Origin of the sequence: Larkinella sp. VNQ87, from assembly GCF_049445795.1 — a bacterium.
Lineage (GTDB): Bacteria > Bacteroidota > Bacteroidia > Cytophagales > Spirosomataceae > Larkinella.
This window is the reverse complement of record NZ_JBMSDT010000003.1, coordinates 17,545-35,907: the sequence shown is the minus strand read 5'-3', so window position 1 is coordinate 35,907 and position 18,363 is coordinate 17,545. Positions and strand designations below refer to the sequence as shown.

The following is an 18,363-nucleotide window of genomic DNA, read 5'->3' as shown; positions in this document are numbered from 1 at the left end:
TTAAATCAAATCCTTCCACCCTACTATTATGTCATTCTCTATGATTATCTCTAACTCATATTTAGTATTACCTAAACGATTTGTATATTTCCCATAATACCATTTATCAACTACTTTATTTTTATAAATATTTTCTTTCATTTCTGCGGGTCTACCTTTAGCAACGAATAATAACTCTACAGGCATTCCTACCCAAATTGTTCTTTGGCTAACTTTATTGGTTATCTCAGCCCCATAAACTTTAAGCATGAGTTCAAACACGTTTTTTTTGAGAGCTTCTTTCTCTTTATAAGCTAAGTCACATTTTAATTGTGAATTTGACAAAGCGATGTTGTATTTATGAGATTCATTAAGCTGTCTTCCGAATCTATAAAGTAGAAAGCACACTATGACAGCATTTGATACATAGAAGAAAATAATCATAAGGATATATTACAGTTTAGGGCCATATAAGCTGATCAATACATATAAGGAAAATCATTCCATACTTAATTTCAACTGGAAATATATAACCGTTAGTCATATGTACAAGAGTGCTATAACTTGCGCTCTTTTTTCCATCAGAACTTATAAGTGCATAAATGAAATTCTTACAGGTGTAAAACAAGGTAAATAATTGCCAGCTTTCCATCAACTCTCCTATATAAATATGTTAAATAGTTGATAATATAGATCAATCACTATATCTTTAATTTCCAATCAAGGGACTTTATCAAATAAGATTCTTCACTATTTTGGTTAAAAAAGAACAGATTTAGACATTATTAGCTTCTCAATTACCTTATCTTCAATTAATTACCCCAAAGAGCTTTCCAAGACTGCTGGCTTTGAACGTAGATACGACCGTATTAAAACGTTGGTCTCCTCTGCGTCTATTTTTATGTACTTTAGAAATTCGGACTCTTTTTTATGACCTGTTAGTTTCATTATCAGTAATGTTGGCATTCCTCTTTTAAACATATTTGTAGCAAATGAACGCCGGGCGGTGTGGGTAGTCACCAATTGCCATTTCTCAACACCTGGAGACATCGTTCCCCAACCTTCGGAAGTCTTTATTACCTGCTTACCCCCTTTTGTTACGTGTTTCAATATACGTTCGTTGATTTCTGCTAATTTGCAAATTTCCTTTAAGTAATCGTTTGTTTTCTGATTAGATATACCACTGGGAAGCCTGTTATTGTATTTTGTTAGTATCTCACTAACAGCTTCATTCTCTATTGGTACTCTCACTCGTGCTGATGTTTTATGTTGTTTGAGGTCTAAGTACAAGTTTCCACCATCATCTGATTTAATATGTTCTGGTTGTAAAGTTGAGAAATCTGAAAACCTCAACCCAGTCCAAGCCGCGAAAACAAACAAATCTCTTACTTTTTCGAGTCGTGCCGATTTTGATAAATCAAGTTCATAGATACGTTTTAACTCATTTTCAGTCAAATATATGTTTTCCGCATCCTCTCTAAGATTAGGAAACTTACGAAACGCAAGGTTTGTCGTAAAACCCTCATCAACAGCAGCACTCATGAACCCCTTCACGTTCTCAATGTATTTGCTAACATTATTCGTGGCATAGTTACGAGCAGTAAGCCATTCAGTAAATGCTTTATAGAAATGACTATCAATATTATCAAATTCTAATGATCTGGGGTAGTTGGTAGCAAAAGACACAAGGCCGTTCAAAGTGGTTTTGTACCGACGAATTGTACTTGGAGAAATGACACGACCGGCTCGATTTCCCTTACTACGCACTAATCGAGTTGGACAGGTATCAATATACCATCGAACGAAATCTAATAGCGTTTTAGGCTTGTTCTCGACAGGGGTAGGATTCAAGTATTCAGTAATTCGAGACTTCAGCACCTCCTTTGTAATTGAAAGCCGTCGCGTCTTTAAATCTGTGATGATACTGCCTACCTTCTCTTCAAGCTCTGTCAAGAAGTCATTGATCTTATCCTTGTCAGTAGCATCAACAACGTTCTTAACACGGTGTTTTGCATCATTCCAATTCTTAGGAAGCACTTTAAAGCCTGTGGCTATCTTAAGCCGGTCATTGTTGAACCGCACAATCCCAATGAGCGGGGTTGGTACTTTTGAATTCGGTTCGCGTAAGACGTAAGATATTGGAGAATCTGCTTTCCTTGCCATGTCTTGAAGAAGTTTACAACACACATCAAATATAGCAGAATTTCAATTCAGGGGACGGAATCGGGGACGGAATTTGTTAATCAACTTTAATTTCTCTTAATTGAGTTTAACCTTTAACACATCAAAATATCGCCTAATTGATCAAAAAACGCATTTTTTTAGCTTTTGACTGAAATACTGCAAATAGAGAGATTAACTTAGTTCGAGTCTCGCCTTCGGCACTTCACAAAAGCCTGTCAGCAACCGCTGGCAGGCTTCTTTTTTTCCTTTTCTATTAGACTGTACCCGAAACAGGGAGCAAATCCAAACGTTGTGGTAGGCGTCGGATTTATCTGACGGGCTACCGTTGGCGCAACGCACAGAAGAAACGCACAATGTGATAGTGTGTGCTAGTTGTACTTACTCCACCGATGCTGCTAGAGGGGAAGGATTTGCTTACGTAACAATCTGACGACTATCAAGGTCTTAAACCATGACGACTGCCCAACCTCGCCTATTGGCTTTTCAACCGGCAAAAGAGTATGATTCGTATAGCAGACAACGAAGGCCCCTTTTCAATCGTTGTGAGCTTACCCCTCAGAATCCAAAAACCGCATAAGTTCCGCATTGACCCGGGCAGGTTCCTCCAGGTGAAGCCAATGAGTGGCGCCCTCGATGATTGATAGTTGGCCGTTGTCACATAGTTCCAGCGCAGCATGTGCCAGGTGTAGTTCCAGGAAGCTGTCCTTTTCACCCCAAAGCACGAGCGTCGGTGTCTGAATACGGGCGGGCTGGTCAGGCTTTTTTCGTTCGCGCAGCGCGCGGTAGTAGTTCAGCATGGCCGTCAGGGAGCCAGGATGAGCCCAGGCTTCCGTGTAGTGTTTCATCTCTCCCGCCCTGAAAGTATGCGGCCGCGCCGTACGCTCCAGAGTAGACCGCAATGCTGCGAAGTCCAGTGCTCCCAACGCAGTTTCTGGTAACCAGGGCAACTGGAATAAAGCCACATAGGTGCTGCGCAGCGCCTGGGTCGGATGCCGCAGGGCCTGTTCTACCCAGCGGTCCGGGTGGGGCGCATCCATAATTACCAGCCGTTCCAGTCGTTCGGCGTGGCTGGTTCCTACACCCCAGGCTATAAGACCGCCCCAATCGTGCCCCACCAGATGGAAGCGATCTGCCCCGTAGAGATCAGCCAGCGCCATCACATCGGCCACCAGCGTATCGAGTCGATAAGCCGTAACCTCCTGCGGAGCATCGCTGCGGTTGTAGCCACGCATATCCGGGACAATCACCCGATAGCCGCAATCAGCGAGGGGAGTAATCTGATGGCGCCAGGCCCACCAGAACTCCGGAAAGCCGTGCAAAAGGATGAGCAGAGGGCCATCTTCAGGTCCGGCTTCCACCACATGAAGCGACAGACCATTGACCGAAAGTCGGGTACTTTTCCAACCTGCCTCCATCGTTCCTGCTTCCATAATGACACCCGTTTTATCTTTGACATGTGCCGGCAAAATCTGTTTTTCAACCGGTCAATTAATTAGAATACGACTCCCTGTCCGGCATCTACTCCCCCTCCAGTTCCGGAGTCAGTTGCAGGAACGCATTCCTATTGCACGTATCGTCGCAACTTCCAAACTATTTGACTTCCGGATGGATAACATTCTGAACCCGAACCAGGAGCCAGCGGTTAAACACCCATGATACCTCTACATGCCTTATCGTCGACCATTGAAGCGATCCTTCTGGCCGGCCATACGCCCGCCGATACGCTGAATCAGGTGGTGCAGGTTGTAGGAGCTGCCCTGAATGCCGATCGCTGTTTCCTGTATGTACGGCAACCCGATCAGAACCGGGGACGAACCGCTTTTTGCTGGCGGAAACACGAAGGTATACCCGACAAAAATACGATACAGCCCAACTGGCAACCCGATACCGATGTCTTACCGGCGCAGGACCCGCTGATTCGGGCGGGACTGGCCATGAAACCCTCGGTTTATGTAGATGATGTTGACACGGCCGGGCCCGGGGTGCTCAATCGACAGTTTGAGCGGGAAACGTTCGGTCATCGGGCGCTGATCCACGCACACATTCAGCGGGACAATAAGCTGTGGGGGATTTTGCAACCTTGCCTATTTGGGCGTCCCCGCCATTGGACCGATGAGGAAAAGGCGCAGATTGAAGCCATCCTACCACTTTTGCAGCCAGTGATTGCGGCTTACGTTGCATCGGCTTAATCAGTCCTGAAAGGTGCTCCCCGGCCAATACCACGATACCTGCTGCCAGTCATTCCTTTAATCGAACACCCGGTAGAAAACCGACAAAACCGCCTTTCCATAGCTACGGCTTTGAAATTATCAACTTTCTCCCTGACGCCACCATGCTTAAAAAAGCATTCCTCATCGTAGTCTTCCTGCTAGTTCAGTTCACTACGGTTTTTGCCCAGAACCGGGAGCCGGTGCTTCGCGTGGATGTACCGCTGGATTCCATCCGTTTGAGCGACCCGTTTATCCTGGCTGACCAAAAGACGGGCACTTATTACATGACCGGTACAGGGGGACTGATATGGAAAAGCAACGATCTGAAAAAATGGACAGGCCCTCAGAAAGTGGTCCGGACGGACCCGGCGTCCTGGATGGGCAACAACCCGATGATCTGGGCGGCAGAATTACACCCTTATCGGGGCAACTACTACTACTTTGCCACCTTCACCAACCGGGCGGTAAAAATTGATACCGTCGGAAAAAATATCATCGAGCGCCGGGCCTGTCATGTGTTGGTCAGCGACAACGCTGCCGGGCCTTATGTGCCCATGAAAGACCCCATTTATCTACCTGCCAGCAAACCGACGTTGGATGGTACCCTGTGGGTCGATACCGACGGAAAACCGTATATGGTCTATTGTTATGAATGGCTGCAAAATGGGAATGGTACGATTGAGAAAATCGAGTTGAAACCGGATTTGAGCGGCTCCATTGGCGAAGGCAAGCTGCTTTTTCGGGCCAGCGAAAGTCCCTGGAGCCGTCAAAACGAAGAGGGAAAGATCGGTCCCAATAAAGTAACGGATGGACCGTATCTCTTCCGGACCGGAAGCGGTCGGCTGGGCATGATCTGGACGAGCTGGATCGACGATGTGTACACGCAAGGAGTTGCTTACTCGACAAGCGGCACGCTGGACGGACCGTGGGTACACGAGAAAACGCCCATCACCCCGCCCAATCACGGACATGGTATGTTGTTTCAGACGCTGACTGGCAACTGGTTAATGGCGGTTCATAGCCATAAAAACCAAAACGGCCGGTATGTGCGAATTCCTCGTTTGTTCGAGGTAGATTTTTCGGGCGACCGATTGGTGGTCGGCAAGCCGTTTATCCCTTAGGTCTTTCGGAGTAAATACCAAAACGGCACGAGCCCTGGTCCGAACGACACCAGGCGTTACCTTCTTTGAAGTTCTGATCGACAGGCGGTTTTACGCCCTGGCACCCGTTACTCATTGGCTCTAAGACGGTTTTTGAACCCCGACTGAAAAATGCGGTCCCAAAGGTCTGAGCTGACGCCATAGCCGTGCGATGGATCGGAATAATGGTGCAGCATATGGTGCTTCTTAATGTTCTTCATCAACGAACTTTTAAAGTTGTAATGATGAATGGCATAATGCGTCATGTCATAGACCAGATACCCTCCGATGAACCCGGTAAAAAAACCGTAGTTATAAGTCTGCGGCAGCAACCAGTTAAACAAAAAATAAAACGCAGCCGCTAACGGAATACTAGCCGACGGCGGCATCACCAGGCGCTTTGCATCGTTGGGGTAATCGTGGTGTACGCCGTGGAAAATAAAGTGCAGCCGCTTACCAAGTCTGCTTTTCGGCTCATAATGAAACACAAACCGGTGCAGCATATATTCGGTCAGCGTCCAGACAAAAAGCCCGGCCGCTAAGAGCGTCAGGAAGAGCCAGATCGGGAGTTCGGCAACAACTAACCCCTGGTAGGTTAAGAATAAAATCAGCGGAATATAAATCACCAGCGGAACCCAGAAATTGACTTTTGAAAAAGCTTCCAGGAAGTCATTCTTAAACATTCGGGTTGATTCCTGTGAATTGGAGACATAATTTTTAGCCATGTCAGGAAGGTTTTATGCGTTGGATGACGGTTTTACCCGTGACCGGATTAACGCCCCTCAACTCAATATACAAGACATTCGGGTGCCAGAACGTGCCGCCGTCGATGCGAATAAAAATCCGGTTTAAAATGCATTCTGTTTTATCAATATCCACATAGACATGGTATTGATTTTTCGAATCTTTCCGTAATACCAACGGTAGTTTGGAATACGCGACGGAACGTAATTCGTACCTGTCCTCCCCAATCGATTTGGAGTTAATACCGTACGCAAATTTCCGTTGAATAAAGTTCAGATCTTTCCGGTGCCCTCCCTCGGGGTACCGAATCCAGAAAGCATGGATTGGATTGTTCTTTTCAAGCTTTCCTTCCTTACCCAGATTCAGCTCGTAGCAGATCGTATTGGTATTCGGATCGCGCTGAATGTAAAACATAAAACCGGGTGTTTTCTTCGGAACAGGAAACGTATCCGGGTTGCTCAGGGGCGTTCGGGAACGGGGTTCATCTTTTTGGGCAATACTACCATTACCAATAGACGAACCCAGCCACACCATCAGTATGACTACTAGACTGCCTGCGTATTTCATCATTGTTCAATCGGAATTTTCCGCTTTATTACCTCAAACAGTAAACACCCCTGAAGGCAGTCTGTTTTTCCGGTTTCCAGCCCGGCGGTTTTTTAAAACGTCTTCCACGGCGTCGGCGGTTCCGGAAAAGGGGCCGGATGATTCAATTTTGAGCGTGGCCATTGCCGCCCCAAACTCACCCGATTCCTGCACGGAAGCGCCTTTTACCTTTTTCCATAAATAGCCCGCCATGTAGGTGTCGCCACAGCCGGTCGCATCCACCACCGCCAGGGGTTCGAAAGCCGGAATGACGTGAAATCGATTGTCGGTGTAGACAATCGACCCTTTGCTCCCCAGCGTAATAATCACTTCCCGGACGCCCAGATCGGCCAGGTACTTCGCCCCTTCGTGGGGGTCTTCTTTGCCGGTGATCACTTCCATTTCATGCTCGTTGGCCTTCAGGATGGCCACATGCGGCAGAGCTTCGCGCTTATCGATCCAGTCGCGGTACAGCACTTTGGTATTGCTCACGTACCGCAGATAGCCCTGAATATCCAGCGACACCAGCCCCTTTTGCGCCAGTGCTTTCAGGAGGTCCACCGAAATATCATCCGAAAGCAACGGACCTAAATGATAGATCCGGGCGTCGATGGCGGGCATTCCGTCCACCCCGAACGATGCGGCCTTGTGGTGCACGTTCTGCTCCCGGTAATCCTGATCGAGGCTGTAAATGTTCTCGAAAAAAACCGTATGCTCGCTGGGCAGTGCATACACCTCGATCCCATCCTGCCGAATTCCGTCAACGATGTGTTGCTCGGTGACCGCCAGCGCTGTTACCAACATATACTGAACATCGAACTGACGAATGGCCTTGGTAAAGTAAAAAGAAGTCCCGCCCGGCATGTGGTTGACCGACTGACCGGTCACCACTTTATCCAGCGTAATATGTCCAATGGTGCAGATATCGTACATGATTTATGGAGGTTAGTGTCGCGTAATTTTCTTCTGTATTAATGAGCAACCGGCTGAGCCGCCTTTCCGTCCAAACGGGCAAGCACCTCCGGCAGCCGGGCAAAATCCGTTATCTCGGCATCCACTACCGAAATCGATTCGCTGTTTCGGGGGGTATCTTCCCAACCCGCTCCGTTCAGCCAGATGGTTCGGCAACCGATGGTCAAGGCGGGCTGAATATCTTTGGTGTAGGAATCGCCAATGACCACCGCGTTTTCGGCAGGCAGTTGCAGGGCGGCCAGGCCCAGCCGATAAATGCCCGGATCAGGCTTCCGGATGCCTACCACGGCGGATTCGATCACCGTTTGAAAACACGAACGGATTCCGAAATCATCCAGAACCGTGTTTAGATTCCCGTAAAAATTTGAAACCATTACCAAAGGGTACTGGTTCGCCAGGGCAGCCAAAACCGGTTTGGCCTGCGCAACGGTTTGCCGCGCGAACTCGCTGCAATCAAACGCAATCGTTTCAATGGCACCCGAATCGGGCTTAAAGCCATTGTCCGTCAGGTACTGAAACTGTTGTTCGATCTTCAGAAGCAGCACCTCATAAAACGAATGGGTCGGTTTGACGAGCGGGTTGATCGCCAGAGATCGCTCGCCAAAGGCGTAGGCCCTGGCAAAAGCAGGCTGATCGACCGGTATGCCGTATCGTTGATAATGACTCCACAACACCCCGCCCCAATGCAGGCCGTTGGTATCAATGGTGCCGCCGTAATCAAATAAAAGTCCTTTTATCATGGTTCGAGTGGGTTATTCATCAGCGACCAGCTCGGTCGGCTGCGGTACGGGTTTGGGCCGGGCGGTTTTCAGTAAAGCCAGTCCAATCAGAATCCAGACAAACTCGCGGATGCGCATGATCACCCCCATAAAGACGCCACTGCCAGCCGGAAAGCCAATCCAGCGGAGCGCCAGCGCCAGTCCGCCTTCCCGCGTTCCGAGCTGCATCGGGAAAAAGAAAATCAGATTGGCAAACAGCGAGGAACCCGAGCTCACAATCAGGGATTCCACGACAGACATGTCCAGGTTCAACGCCCGGGCGATGAAGTAAATTTCCAGACAGCCAACCACCCGACCGATAAATTCCAGCAGCAGCGACGCGTAGAAACGCGGTTTTCGGTCGGCATATAACACCCGAATCTGGTGGTCAATTTCCTGCAACGTTTCTCCTTTTTCCTGGGCCAGTGTCCGGGCTTTCCGGCCCACCACCGGCAGTTTTTCCAGCAGCCGTACCGTACGGACCGTAAAGCCATGCTGGTAAACACGAATAAACCAGTAGCCTAGTCCCAGCCCGACCAGCAGCAACACGCCACAGCCCCAGAGCATGAGGTTGGTGATCGGCAGAAAAGCGACAATCAACACGATAGACACCAGCCAGAAAACGATGTGCGAAAACATGTGCATCAGGCTGTAGAGAATAACCGATGAACTGGCCTTCCGCACGCCCAGGGCCGGTTTCAGTTCCATAATCCGGTACGGCTCTCCACCCAGGGCCACAAACGGGGTGATGTAGTTGATGGCGTACCCGGCGATGGTGATGCGCAGCACCTGCCAGAACGGCAACCGGCTTTCAGGCAACTGCGGCTCCTGAATGATGGCGCTGAACGCCAGCGCATTCAGCACGTAAATGACGAGCCAGCTTCCTACCACCGGCACAAACCAGATGCCGGTTTTGGTAATGCTGAGCCCAATCTCCCGGAACCCCATGACAGACATCATGTAGACCAGCGTACCAATGCCCAGCGTAAAAAACAGCGCTTTATAAAGCCTGGTACTCATTTTCACGGGACGTTTGGAGTTGCTGGTAAAAATGACGGCTGACCTTCTCCTGCTGCACGCACATGTAAATCAGAATAGGGTTCAGAACAAAAATGTCGAAGAAGAAATAGATCCAGGCCTGGTCGATAAACAGCCACAGAAACAGGAACAAAACCCGGGTATTGAACTGAACAATGTTCGTGTACTTCATCAGGGGTTTGTTCTGCGCCCGGAAGTCGGTTACCAGTTTCGGCGGTAACCCATTCGGGAATTTCAGGCGGATAACGGCCAGCAGTTGCTGGAGATTCGGCGAAATGCTTTCCTGCAATTTGGTATAGTTCAGGTAATTGCGGGCAACCAGTTTCATCCAGAAGTTTTTACTCCACGAAAGCTGGTCGTATTCTTTCTGCAAATCGCGGCTGTTGTCCAGTTCGCTGCCCGAGGTTCCTTTGATGAAATACAGGTGTACGTTCCGGTAGTAATCCGCCATTGCCGACTGCACGATGTGGGACAGTCCGGCCACCACCCCCGGCACCCAGATCAGCGCCGTCCAGCCTTCCTCCATACTCCGCAGACAGATGGCGACGTGGATTGAAATAAACCAGAAATCACCGGCGGCTCCGTCCAGAATGCGGCCCAGACGGCTTTTGTTGTTGGTCATCCGGGCCAGCTGGCCGTCGGCGCTGTCGAGCGAGTTGGCAAACACCAGCAACAGCATCCCGATCACATTGATTGCCAGCGACTGATCGTAAAAGAGAATCCCGGCGGCTACTCCGAAAAAGATGCTGATAATGGTGACGGTATTGGGCGTGATACCCACCCGGGCGCAAAACCGGGCAATCTGATAGCCGATGGGGCGATAAAACCAGATGTCGATCTGCTCCTCGGTGTCCGACGACTTCAGGGAGTTTTGAAATGCGCTGTCGGTCGGAGTCCCGGTTTTCGGCCCGTCGGGCGTTTTACTCACTGTGTTCATAAGCCGGTTTGTGTAAATTTCTGAAAAAGTAAGCCCGCAATGGCGTTGGCGGCATCCTGCCGGCAGGGGGCAAAACTGGGCCAGTCATTCAGGTCGATGATGTGAAACGTGCCGTCTTTGGCCACAATGGCGTCTCCTCCGTAAATATCGACCTGACAAGCCGCTGCCGAAGCCGTGGCCACCCGTTGCAGTTCGGCTTCGTCGAATGAATGATGGTGTGATTTGCCGTTTATGGCCTCATACTCAACATACTTGTGGTGATTATGTTCGTAGGGATAAAACCAGAAAAAGAAATCGGTACCACGAACCCCGTAAAACTTGACCAGATCGCCCGCCAGGTGCTGAGACACCAACACCTCCGGAATATCCCGCAGCGCGTATTCCCGCAGCATTTCCTGTCCCTCCAGCCGACTCCGGACAAAGGTTACATCTTCCCGGTGGATGGCGTGGAAATCGCCCCGCTTGATCCAGAAATGTGCTTCCGGCCACTGGTCCAGCCGGTCCTTTCCCTCGTCTGTGGTCGGCACGATCCAGCTTACGGGAACAGGTACCTGATTGCTTTCGAGCGCTTTGTGCATGTTGATGCGAAAACAGTTTTCAATTCCAAAGGCCGAGTTGATCACTGCGGCCCCGGCCGATTCGAGGATCTGCAACTTCTGTACCGCCGACTTTTCACGGGCCATCGTAAAAATGCCTCGTTCCGGAGTGGCTTCCTCGGCCAGAAACTCGTCTTCGCTGCAAATGCGAATCCGCGCCCCCTGTTTCCGGAGTGCCTGGGCGGTTAACGAAAAAATAGCATCGTCGTTTCCAATGTGATTCGGTGAAAACTTCCGGTTTCTATGTATGCCTACTAATTCCAAGGTGTTCGCTGCTAATCAAAACTCATTTACTTCACTCAAAAAAAGCTCCGCCGTGCGGATGTCCTGGACGTGGTCAACATCCACAATTTTGGAAAAGGGAAACGCTTTGATCGTTAACCCGCTTTCCAGCAGAAACCGTTGATAATTCCGCATTCGGCTCGTTCCCTGTTCGATTACCGCTGCGACGGCTTCCAGCGCTTTTCGGCGCAGGCAATAAATTCCGCCCGACACAAAGACGGTTTGGGGCGTTTTCTGGTCCGTAAAAGCGGTAATGGTCTGGTCGGAGCGCGTGCTGATGAACAGCGGACTTTCGTCATCGACAAACGTCGTGACGGCCATCAGCCCATCGATTTCCGGATGGTTTTCAAACTCATCGATGAAGGCCCGGAATTCGTCCTCCCTGAAAACCGTGTCCGTGGTCGTCAGGCACAGGGCTTCCATGTCGGGGGCGGTTTTCAGCAATTCGTGAAAACTGTGCAGCGAACTGGGCGTGGATTGCCGGACGATTTCGATCGGAAACACTTCGCGTAACGCCAACAAATGATCGTCCAGCGGAGCGGATTGCCCGTTGATAATGATTCGAATGGAAGCCGGGCGGTTTTGGCTGAAAATGTCGATCAGTCGGTCGATCAATCGTTTGCCGTGCAGGCTGACCATCGGTTTGGGGTACGGATAGCCTTCCTGCACCAAACGCGACCCCTCCCCGGCGGCAATTATGGCGTAATTCATCATTTCTTTACAGTTGGTGTCGTCTGTTAATCAGACCGTTAAAAATCAAACTTAAACCGCCCCCGAATGCCCCATTCTGAAACATTGGGTTGGTTCAGATACGTGAATCGCTTTACCAGATCGACCCGCAGCAGCTTGAAAATGTTCGCAATGCCAACGCTGCCTTCAATGTAGGGCTGTTTCCCCAGGGTATAGCTGATGGAGTTTCCCTGGTTATCGACCGGAAAACGGTAGACGCCCGTGGCTTTATCGGGATGGTTTTCGTCCCGCAAGCCGCCCGCCAATGCCTTGAAGCTGAAAACCTCCCGGAGCTTTAAGTGTTTGAGCAGCGGCAGTTTATTGAACAGAAAACCGTTCATATAATACTGCACATTGATGCTCGCGTAGTGGTCGCTCACAAACTCCAGGAAGTTCATCAGGTTGTAGGAGTTCAGCTGATACGCGTACGTCTGGTTGGCCCGGTGAATGGTCAAAAGCGGAAACGGGATGTTTTTGCCGTAAATGTATCCTCCTTCGACGGTAGCGTCAAAGTACCCGAACTGGGACATATAGAACCTTTTTTCCACATTGCCTGAAATTGCATGATACCGGTTTTCTCCGCCCAGAATTCGCAGACCCGTACCATAGCGCAGGGTAAAAATCGGGTATTTGTTGACAATGGGAACGCGGTACAGCTTGCCCTGATAAAATTGCTCCTGCGGAGCATACCGTAACTCAAGGTTCAATTCGGTATTGGTCAATTGTTCCGTATTCCTGAAATTCTCGCCCTGGCTGACCGGGATATACTGGAGAATGCCGGCCGGAGTCTGGGTCCACTGGTTGAAGCCGATCTTATAGGAAAAATGGTTTTCCAGTTCCCGGATGTACTCCAGTCGGTAAATATCGTTGTACAGCCAGCGGTTGTTTTCCCCGCGCTTGAACGACAACAGAAAGTTGTCTTCCTGCACAAACTGCAAATCCTGACCCGGAATTTTGGTATCCCGTTGAAAACTGGCCCGAACGTAATGCAGCGGAAAGGCATAAACCGACTGGTTGTTGATAGAGTAGGTTCCGCTCAGAAAATACTTCCATTTTTCGTCCTTGAAACCGTAGGCGGCATAGGTTTCCAGATACATGCGTTTGCTGAAATCGGTGGTCGTGCGCCCGCCAAATCGCAGCCGAAAGCCCTCGATCGGATTAAAACTGTAGAAGGTGTTTACCGGACCAATTTCCAGCGGTCCCACCGGTTTAAAGCCAGCAATGAGCATAGTGGCATAACTCATGGTTCGCCGGAAAGACGGAATGGTCTGCAGCGTATCGATGTTCCGGTAAATCCGCACTTCGCTTTTGTCCAACGGAACTGGCCGAATCGTATCCCAATACGCATCATTTTGCTGGGCATCAACCGGGCTGCTCACAGGCTCTAACGATAACGTATATACGTCATCCGACACCTCTTTATCGACCAAATATTTCGAATAATTGACTACGCGCTGTCCGTAAATGCCGGGGGTATTGCTGCCCAGCGAAAACTCCATCGCCAGGGTCGTCTTGCTGGGGTGGTAGCGACCATCCGGGCTTTTTTCAAACTCAAGTCGGGCTTCCAGATCCTGTAAATAATTGAGATTAATATCCTTATTTACTGTCAGATAGGCGTTCTGAACCCCGTAGTTACCGTCCAGCGTGATAAAAAGTTTTCCTTCAAACAGCAGATCGGTTTTATTGCGGGGGACAAAGCCCAGTTCAATCAGCCAGGGCGTCTGGGTTTTGACCGTATCCCGGATAAAAAACTTATAAAATGTGGGCGAACTGTTGGCAATGGGGCTCAGGAGCTGGTTCGTCGCAATCGAGATGTTGTTGTTATAAATATTAATGTCTTCGTAGAGCCGGTTAAAATATTTACTCAGCCCTTTATTATCGACAAAACGAGGATCGAACTCCGCCCGGCGCTGCGCCTTCACCTGTTGCTGCCTGGCTTCGGGACTTCTACGGTAGAACACCTGCGACAGCTTTTCTTCCAGGTAGGCTGGCAGGCGGTTTTTACCGCTGGCCGAATCCGATTCAGTGAACAGAAACTGGTAGTTCCGGAAAATGCGCCGATTCCGAAAGCGGTCGGACAGGTTGCTCAGGGCGAGGGATATTTTCTCGTACTGCTCGTATTCCACGTAGGCATAGTTGCCCATCTGGTTTTTCTCCTTGTTGGCAATGACCTGCCGGATAAGCTGCACCGCCGGATTGTCCCGGTTTCGGTAATGGGCTTTTCCCTTCACCGTTACCTCTTTCAGGAGAGTAGCATCCACCGCCAGCTTGATGTTAATCACCTGCGTCGTCGCGGGGGTAACGGGTTTTTCTACGCTGACGTAACCAACGTATGTAAACTTGATGCGGTTTTTGTTCGCGGGTACGGTCAGGTTGTATTTTCCATCGGCATCCGTGGCCGTTCCCACGGTCGTACCGGGTACGACGACACTGACAAATGGCAGGGTCTCCCCGGTTTTAGCGTCGGTGACCACCCCTTTCACCAGTGTTGTCTGGGCCGTTGAGATACTACTGATCAATAGTAAAAGACCGAGTATCAGGAGCCCCCATTTCTTACTTGGTTGTAACATCTTTGTACTGATTTCGGCAGTGGCCTTGGCCAGTCACTTCCAGTTGTCTATTCATTCTATTAAAGCCATTGGTTGGCCCGGTACCATCGCAACGTTTCATCCAATCCCTGCTTCAACCCATACCGGGGTTGATAATTCAGGTCCTGGCGGGCAGCGTCAATGCTACAGATCCAGTTGGGAGCCATCAGCTCCCGCAATTTTTCCGGGTTCAATACCGGCGTCGTTTTTGAAAACGTGTACCCTACTTCCATCATACCGGCTACCAGTTTCATGAGGCTGACCGGCAGATGAAAACGGCGGGTACGGGTGCCACTCACGTTGTTGAACACATCGGCCAGGGTATACCGGTTGTAGGCAACTCCATCCGAAATGTTATACACCCGGTTTTCGGTGTGGTTTTGCAACAGAGCGGCAATAGTCACGTCAACCAGGTCCTTCACGTACACGAAACTCAGCCGCTGCGGACTCCGACCGATGTACAGGTCAAGCCCTTTGGACAGGGTTTTGAACAGAATGAACAGGTCCCGTTCCCGGGGGCCGTAGACTGCCGTTGGCCGGATGATGGTTATCGGCAATCCCTTGACACCGGCTAAGTACTGCTCGGCCAGGAGCTTACTTTTCCCGTAGCTGGTGACCGGCTGGGGCCGGGCGGTTTCGGTGATACTTCCCGCTTCCTCGTACGGTAAAGGTCCCAGAGCCGCCAGACTGCTCATGAAAACAAACCGCCTGAGCGAAACCGGGAGCCCTTGAGCCGCCTGCGCCAGCCGAACGGTATAGTCCGCATTAATGAGGTTATACGCCGACTGGTCTTTCGCCCGGGTTGCCCCGGCGGCATGGATAATATACCGGTAGCCACCCTGTTCCAGCAGGGGCCGCAGCGTTTCTTCCGACCTGAAATCCGGATAAACAAAAACCGGATTCAGGTCTTTCAACGGGCTTAGATCACTGGAGGGCCGGACAGCAGCGTGCACCTCCAGCCCGGAAGCCTGAGCCGCCTGAACCAGATGATACCCAATAAAACCGCTGGCTCCCGTAATCAATACCCGCTCGTTCATAACTCCTTTTCGTATAACCGATACCGTTTGTACAACACCCCATTGATCTGCTCGATGGCGTGATTCATCAGGTAATTGTCTTCCAGCATCCAGGAACATTCTCCGCCCGTAATCCGGGTCCCGTAGGTGTTTTTAATCACCGATGCATACAGACACGCTTCAATACCCAGTTTCCGGTAACCTTCCAGCACGCCCAGGGTCAGAACCCGGATGCGGGTGATGCTTTTCCGCTGCGTCAGTAACCGGATGATTCCTATTGGAAACAGACGACCACGTTTATTTTTTATCAAAATTTGGTTGATATCCGGAATACCGATGATGAACCCCACCACTTTATCATCTTTTTCGGCAACCAGGCAAAAATTGGGGTCCAGAATCATTTTCAGGTCCTTCGCCAGGTAATCGAACTCGGCATCGGTCATCGGTACGAACCCCAGATTTTTATCCCAGGCGCGGTTATAGACTTCACGAATCCGGGGTACTTCGTTTTTGAAATCCTTGAGATTGACCTTCCGAATGATGATTCCGCTCCGCTTCAGGCGGTTCTGCAGGGTGTCCAGAAGCCGCAGGGAACGCTCGTTGGCCGAGGCAACTTCCAGTTCGTAAGCCAGCAGGTCGGTTTTTTTCCGAAGACCGGTGTTCAGCAAAAGTTTCTCATAGTACGGAGCGTTATAGGGCATCATGGCAATCGGAGGCCGATCAAACCCACTGACCAATACGCCACAAACATCGTTGGTCGTTGGATTGGTCGGACCGACCAGGCGGGTCAGTCCCTGCTTTTTCACCCAATCCGACGCGCTGTTCAGCAGCAGATCAGCGGTTTCCTGGTCGTCGATGCAATCGAAAAAGCCAAAAAAACCGTCTTTTTCGCCGGTGAAGGCATTATGGTTGCGGTTGTGAATGGCCGCAATCCGTCCGGTGATGGTGTTGTCCTGATAAGCCAGAAATAATTGCAGCGTGGAATGTTCGAAAAAAGGATGTTTGCCCGGGGTCAGCAAATCCCGCTGACCAATAAAAATTTCCGGCACATAGTTCTTATCGTTTTGGTATAAACTATGCGGAAAATCGATAAACTGGGCTAATTCCTTTTTCGAAGTTACAGGTACAACACGCTTCATACTCGTTCAGGAAGGGGTAAATGTTTCACTTCCCAAAAAGCTCGGGTCAGTTTATCAACCGCTTCTTCGATCTGGGCAAAGGTGTGCGTTGCCATGATGGAAAAGCGAATCAGGGAATCTTGCGGAGGAACAGCCGGAGACACCACCGGATTGACAAACACGCCCTGATCCTGCAAGATGCGGGTGATCAGAAAGGTGTGTTCGTTGTTACGGATATAGACCGGCAGAATCGGACTTTCAGTAGGTCCTAAATCAAAGCAGTTCTCCAAAAGCAGTTGTTTGGCGTACCGCGTGTTGGTCCACAGCCGTTCGATGTGCTCGGGTTCCGATTGAATCAGTTCCAGGGCCGCCAGCGTACTGGCCACGGCGGCCGGTGTCATGCTGGCGCTAAAGATGAGCGACCGGGCGCGGTGACGGAGGTAGTTGATCGTTTCGGCATCGCTGGCAATAAAACCGCCCAAAGACGCCAGTGATTTGCTGAACGTCCCCATAATGATGTCGGTCGTCTCGGTAAGCCCGAAATGAGAAGCGGTTCCGGCCCCTTTTTGCCCGATAACTCCCAGGCTGTGAGCATCGTCCACCATCACGGAGGCATCAAATTCGGCAGCAATCTGGTTCAGTAAGGGCAGCTTAACGATGTCGCCTTCCATACTGAAAATACCGTCTGTTGCAATCAGCTTGATGCCTTCTTCCGGCAACTGGTTTAGTTTTCTCCAGAGGTCGTCCATGTCGTTATGGGCGTATTTGATCACCTTGGAGAACGATAACCGGCTACCGTCGATGATTGAGGCATGATTGCTTTCGTCCAGAATCAGGTAATCATGCCGACCCGTCAGACAGGAAAGAGCGCCTAAGTTAGCCTGATAACCTGTACTGAAGAGCACCGCAGCCTGCTTGCCGGTAAATGCCGCCAACCGGCTTTCCAGCTCTTCATGAATGTCGAGTGTTCCGTTCAGGAACCGCGACCCGGCGCAACCCGTACCGTATTTTTCGGTTGCTTTTTTGGCCGCTTCCACCACCACAGGGTGATTGGTCAATCCCAGATACGAATTGGAGCCAAACATCAGGACTCGTTTTCCTTGAATGATGACCTCCGTGTCCTGTCCGGATTCAATGGGTCTGAAATAAGGGTAAATCCCCTTTGCTTTAGCTACCGCCACGTCCTGATAAGCAGCAGCTTTAATATGCAATTTTTTTCTCATGAATTTTTGGTGTCAGAATGCGGCTTTTGGTCCTTTACTTCGCGAGACTCTTTTTGTTACTATTATTTATACATTGGTTGGCTTCTACTCAGGATTAACTAGTCATTGCAATAACCCCGCTTAAACCCACTTTACACTTTTCCTCGCCGGAAACTAAGCAAGTGAACCTCTATTTGTGCCACTTTCTTCACTGAACCGGAGAATCGAAACCGTGAATCACCCATTTTTATAGATTAACTCAGACGGCTATGTCATCTCTCCTGGT

17 protein-coding genes are annotated in these 18,363 nt (G+C 49.9%); 2 read left to right on the top strand and 15 right to left on the bottom strand.

The window, feature by feature from the left end; all coding sequences use genetic code 11:
- The 3 genes from ACO2Q8_RS05255 to ACO2Q8_RS05245 all read right to left on the bottom strand — a co-directional run bounded on the left by ACO2Q8_RS05255 (position 1) and on the right by ACO2Q8_RS05245 (position 3,593).
- On the bottom strand, positions 1-324 hold the full coding sequence (locus tag ACO2Q8_RS05255; RefSeq protein ID WP_423343743.1) for a hypothetical protein: 324 nt from the start codon (positions 322-324) through the stop codon (positions 1-3).
- A gap of 471 nt (positions 325-795) precedes the next feature.
- Entirely contained in the window at positions 796-2,142 is a 1,347-nt protein-coding gene (locus ACO2Q8_RS05250; RefSeq protein ID WP_423343742.1) for a tyrosine-type recombinase/integrase, read from the bottom strand.
- A 569-nt stretch (positions 2,143-2,711) separates the two neighbouring features.
- Positions 2,712-3,593 carry an alpha/beta fold hydrolase gene (locus ACO2Q8_RS05245; RefSeq protein ID WP_423343741.1) on the bottom strand — a complete coding sequence of 294 codons (882 nt, stop codon included), beginning with the start codon at positions 3,591-3,593 and terminating at the stop codon, positions 2,712-2,714.
- A gap of 222 nt (positions 3,594-3,815) precedes the next feature.
- On the opposite strand from ACO2Q8_RS05245, the gene ACO2Q8_RS05240 reads away from it, so the two are divergent.
- Both ACO2Q8_RS05240 and ACO2Q8_RS05235 read left to right on the top strand, forming a co-directional pair.
- A complete protein-coding gene (locus tag ACO2Q8_RS05240; RefSeq protein ID WP_423343740.1) occupies positions 3,816-4,352 on the top strand; it encodes a GAF domain-containing protein in 537 nt (178 codons plus the stop codon).
- 143 nt (positions 4,353-4,495) lie between these two features.
- On the top strand, positions 4,496-5,494 hold the full coding sequence (locus tag ACO2Q8_RS05235; protein ID WP_423343739.1) for a glycoside hydrolase family 43 protein: 999 nt from the start codon (positions 4,496-4,498) through the stop codon (positions 5,492-5,494).
- A 107-nt stretch (positions 5,495-5,601) separates the two neighbouring features.
- Here the strand turns inward: ACO2Q8_RS05235 and ACO2Q8_RS05230 are convergent, their stop codons facing one another.
- Genes ACO2Q8_RS05230 through spt form a run of 12 tightly spaced genes read right to left on the bottom strand, consistent with a single transcriptional unit; the run spans position 5,602 to position 18,098 of the window.
- A complete protein-coding gene (locus tag ACO2Q8_RS05230) occupies positions 5,602-6,237 on the bottom strand; it encodes a sterol desaturase family protein (protein ID WP_423343738.1) in 636 nt (211 codons plus the stop codon).
- A gap of 1 nt (position 6,238) precedes the next feature.
- The gene (locus ACO2Q8_RS05225) at positions 6,239-6,826 is read right to left on the bottom strand and encodes a DUF4833 domain-containing protein (RefSeq protein ID WP_423343737.1); all 588 of its coding nucleotides are present in this window, start codon (positions 6,824-6,826) and stop codon (positions 6,239-6,241) included.
- 30 nt (positions 6,827-6,856) lie between these two features.
- Positions 6,857-7,774: a PfkB family carbohydrate kinase gene (locus ACO2Q8_RS05220; RefSeq protein WP_423343736.1), complete on the bottom strand. Its 918-nt coding sequence runs from the start codon at positions 7,772-7,774 to the stop codon at positions 6,857-6,859.
- 38 nt (positions 7,775-7,812) lie between these two features.
- Positions 7,813-8,553 (bottom strand): HAD family hydrolase, encoded by a 741-nt coding sequence (locus ACO2Q8_RS05215; protein WP_423343735.1) that lies wholly within the window; start codon positions 8,551-8,553, stop codon positions 7,813-7,815.
- Between the two features lie 12 nt (positions 8,554-8,565).
- Complete coding sequence (locus tag ACO2Q8_RS05210) at positions 8,566-9,591, bottom strand: lysylphosphatidylglycerol synthase transmembrane domain-containing protein (protein WP_423343734.1); 1,026 nt, start codon at positions 9,589-9,591, stop codon at positions 8,566-8,568.
- Complete coding sequence (locus ACO2Q8_RS05205; protein WP_423343733.1) at positions 9,572-10,546, bottom strand: CDP-alcohol phosphatidyltransferase family protein; 975 nt, start codon at positions 10,544-10,546, stop codon at positions 9,572-9,574. Before ACO2Q8_RS05205 ends, ACO2Q8_RS05210 begins: the two co-directional genes overlap by 20 nt.
- The gene (locus tag ACO2Q8_RS05200; protein ID WP_423343732.1) at positions 10,543-11,406 is read right to left on the bottom strand and encodes a hypothetical protein; all 864 of its coding nucleotides are present in this window, start codon (positions 11,404-11,406) and stop codon (positions 10,543-10,545) included. Before ACO2Q8_RS05200 ends, ACO2Q8_RS05205 begins: the two co-directional genes overlap by 4 nt.
- A gap of 15 nt (positions 11,407-11,421) precedes the next feature.
- Positions 11,422-12,135 (bottom strand): NTP transferase domain-containing protein, encoded by a 714-nt coding sequence (locus ACO2Q8_RS05195; RefSeq protein WP_423343731.1) that lies wholly within the window; start codon positions 12,133-12,135, stop codon positions 11,422-11,424.
- A gap of 38 nt (positions 12,136-12,173) precedes the next feature.
- Positions 12,174-14,723 carry a DUF5686 family protein gene (locus ACO2Q8_RS05190; protein WP_423343730.1) on the bottom strand — a complete coding sequence of 850 codons (2,550 nt, stop codon included), beginning with the start codon at positions 14,721-14,723 and terminating at the stop codon, positions 12,174-12,176.
- A 59-nt stretch (positions 14,724-14,782) separates the two neighbouring features.
- Positions 14,783-15,778 (bottom strand): NAD-dependent epimerase/dehydratase family protein, encoded by a 996-nt coding sequence (locus tag ACO2Q8_RS05185; RefSeq protein ID WP_423343729.1) that lies wholly within the window; start codon positions 15,776-15,778, stop codon positions 14,783-14,785.
- On the bottom strand, positions 15,775-16,896 hold the full coding sequence (locus tag ACO2Q8_RS05180; RefSeq protein WP_423343728.1) for a hypothetical protein: 1,122 nt from the start codon (positions 16,894-16,896) through the stop codon (positions 15,775-15,777). The genes ACO2Q8_RS05185 and ACO2Q8_RS05180 overlap by 4 nt, the downstream gene beginning before the upstream one ends.
- Positions 16,893-18,098: a serine palmitoyltransferase gene (spt, locus tag ACO2Q8_RS05175; RefSeq protein ID WP_423343727.1), complete on the bottom strand. Its 1,206-nt coding sequence runs from the start codon at positions 18,096-18,098 to the stop codon at positions 16,893-16,895. Before spt ends, ACO2Q8_RS05180 begins: the two co-directional genes overlap by 4 nt.
- Positions 18,099-18,363 lie beyond the last annotated feature (265 nt).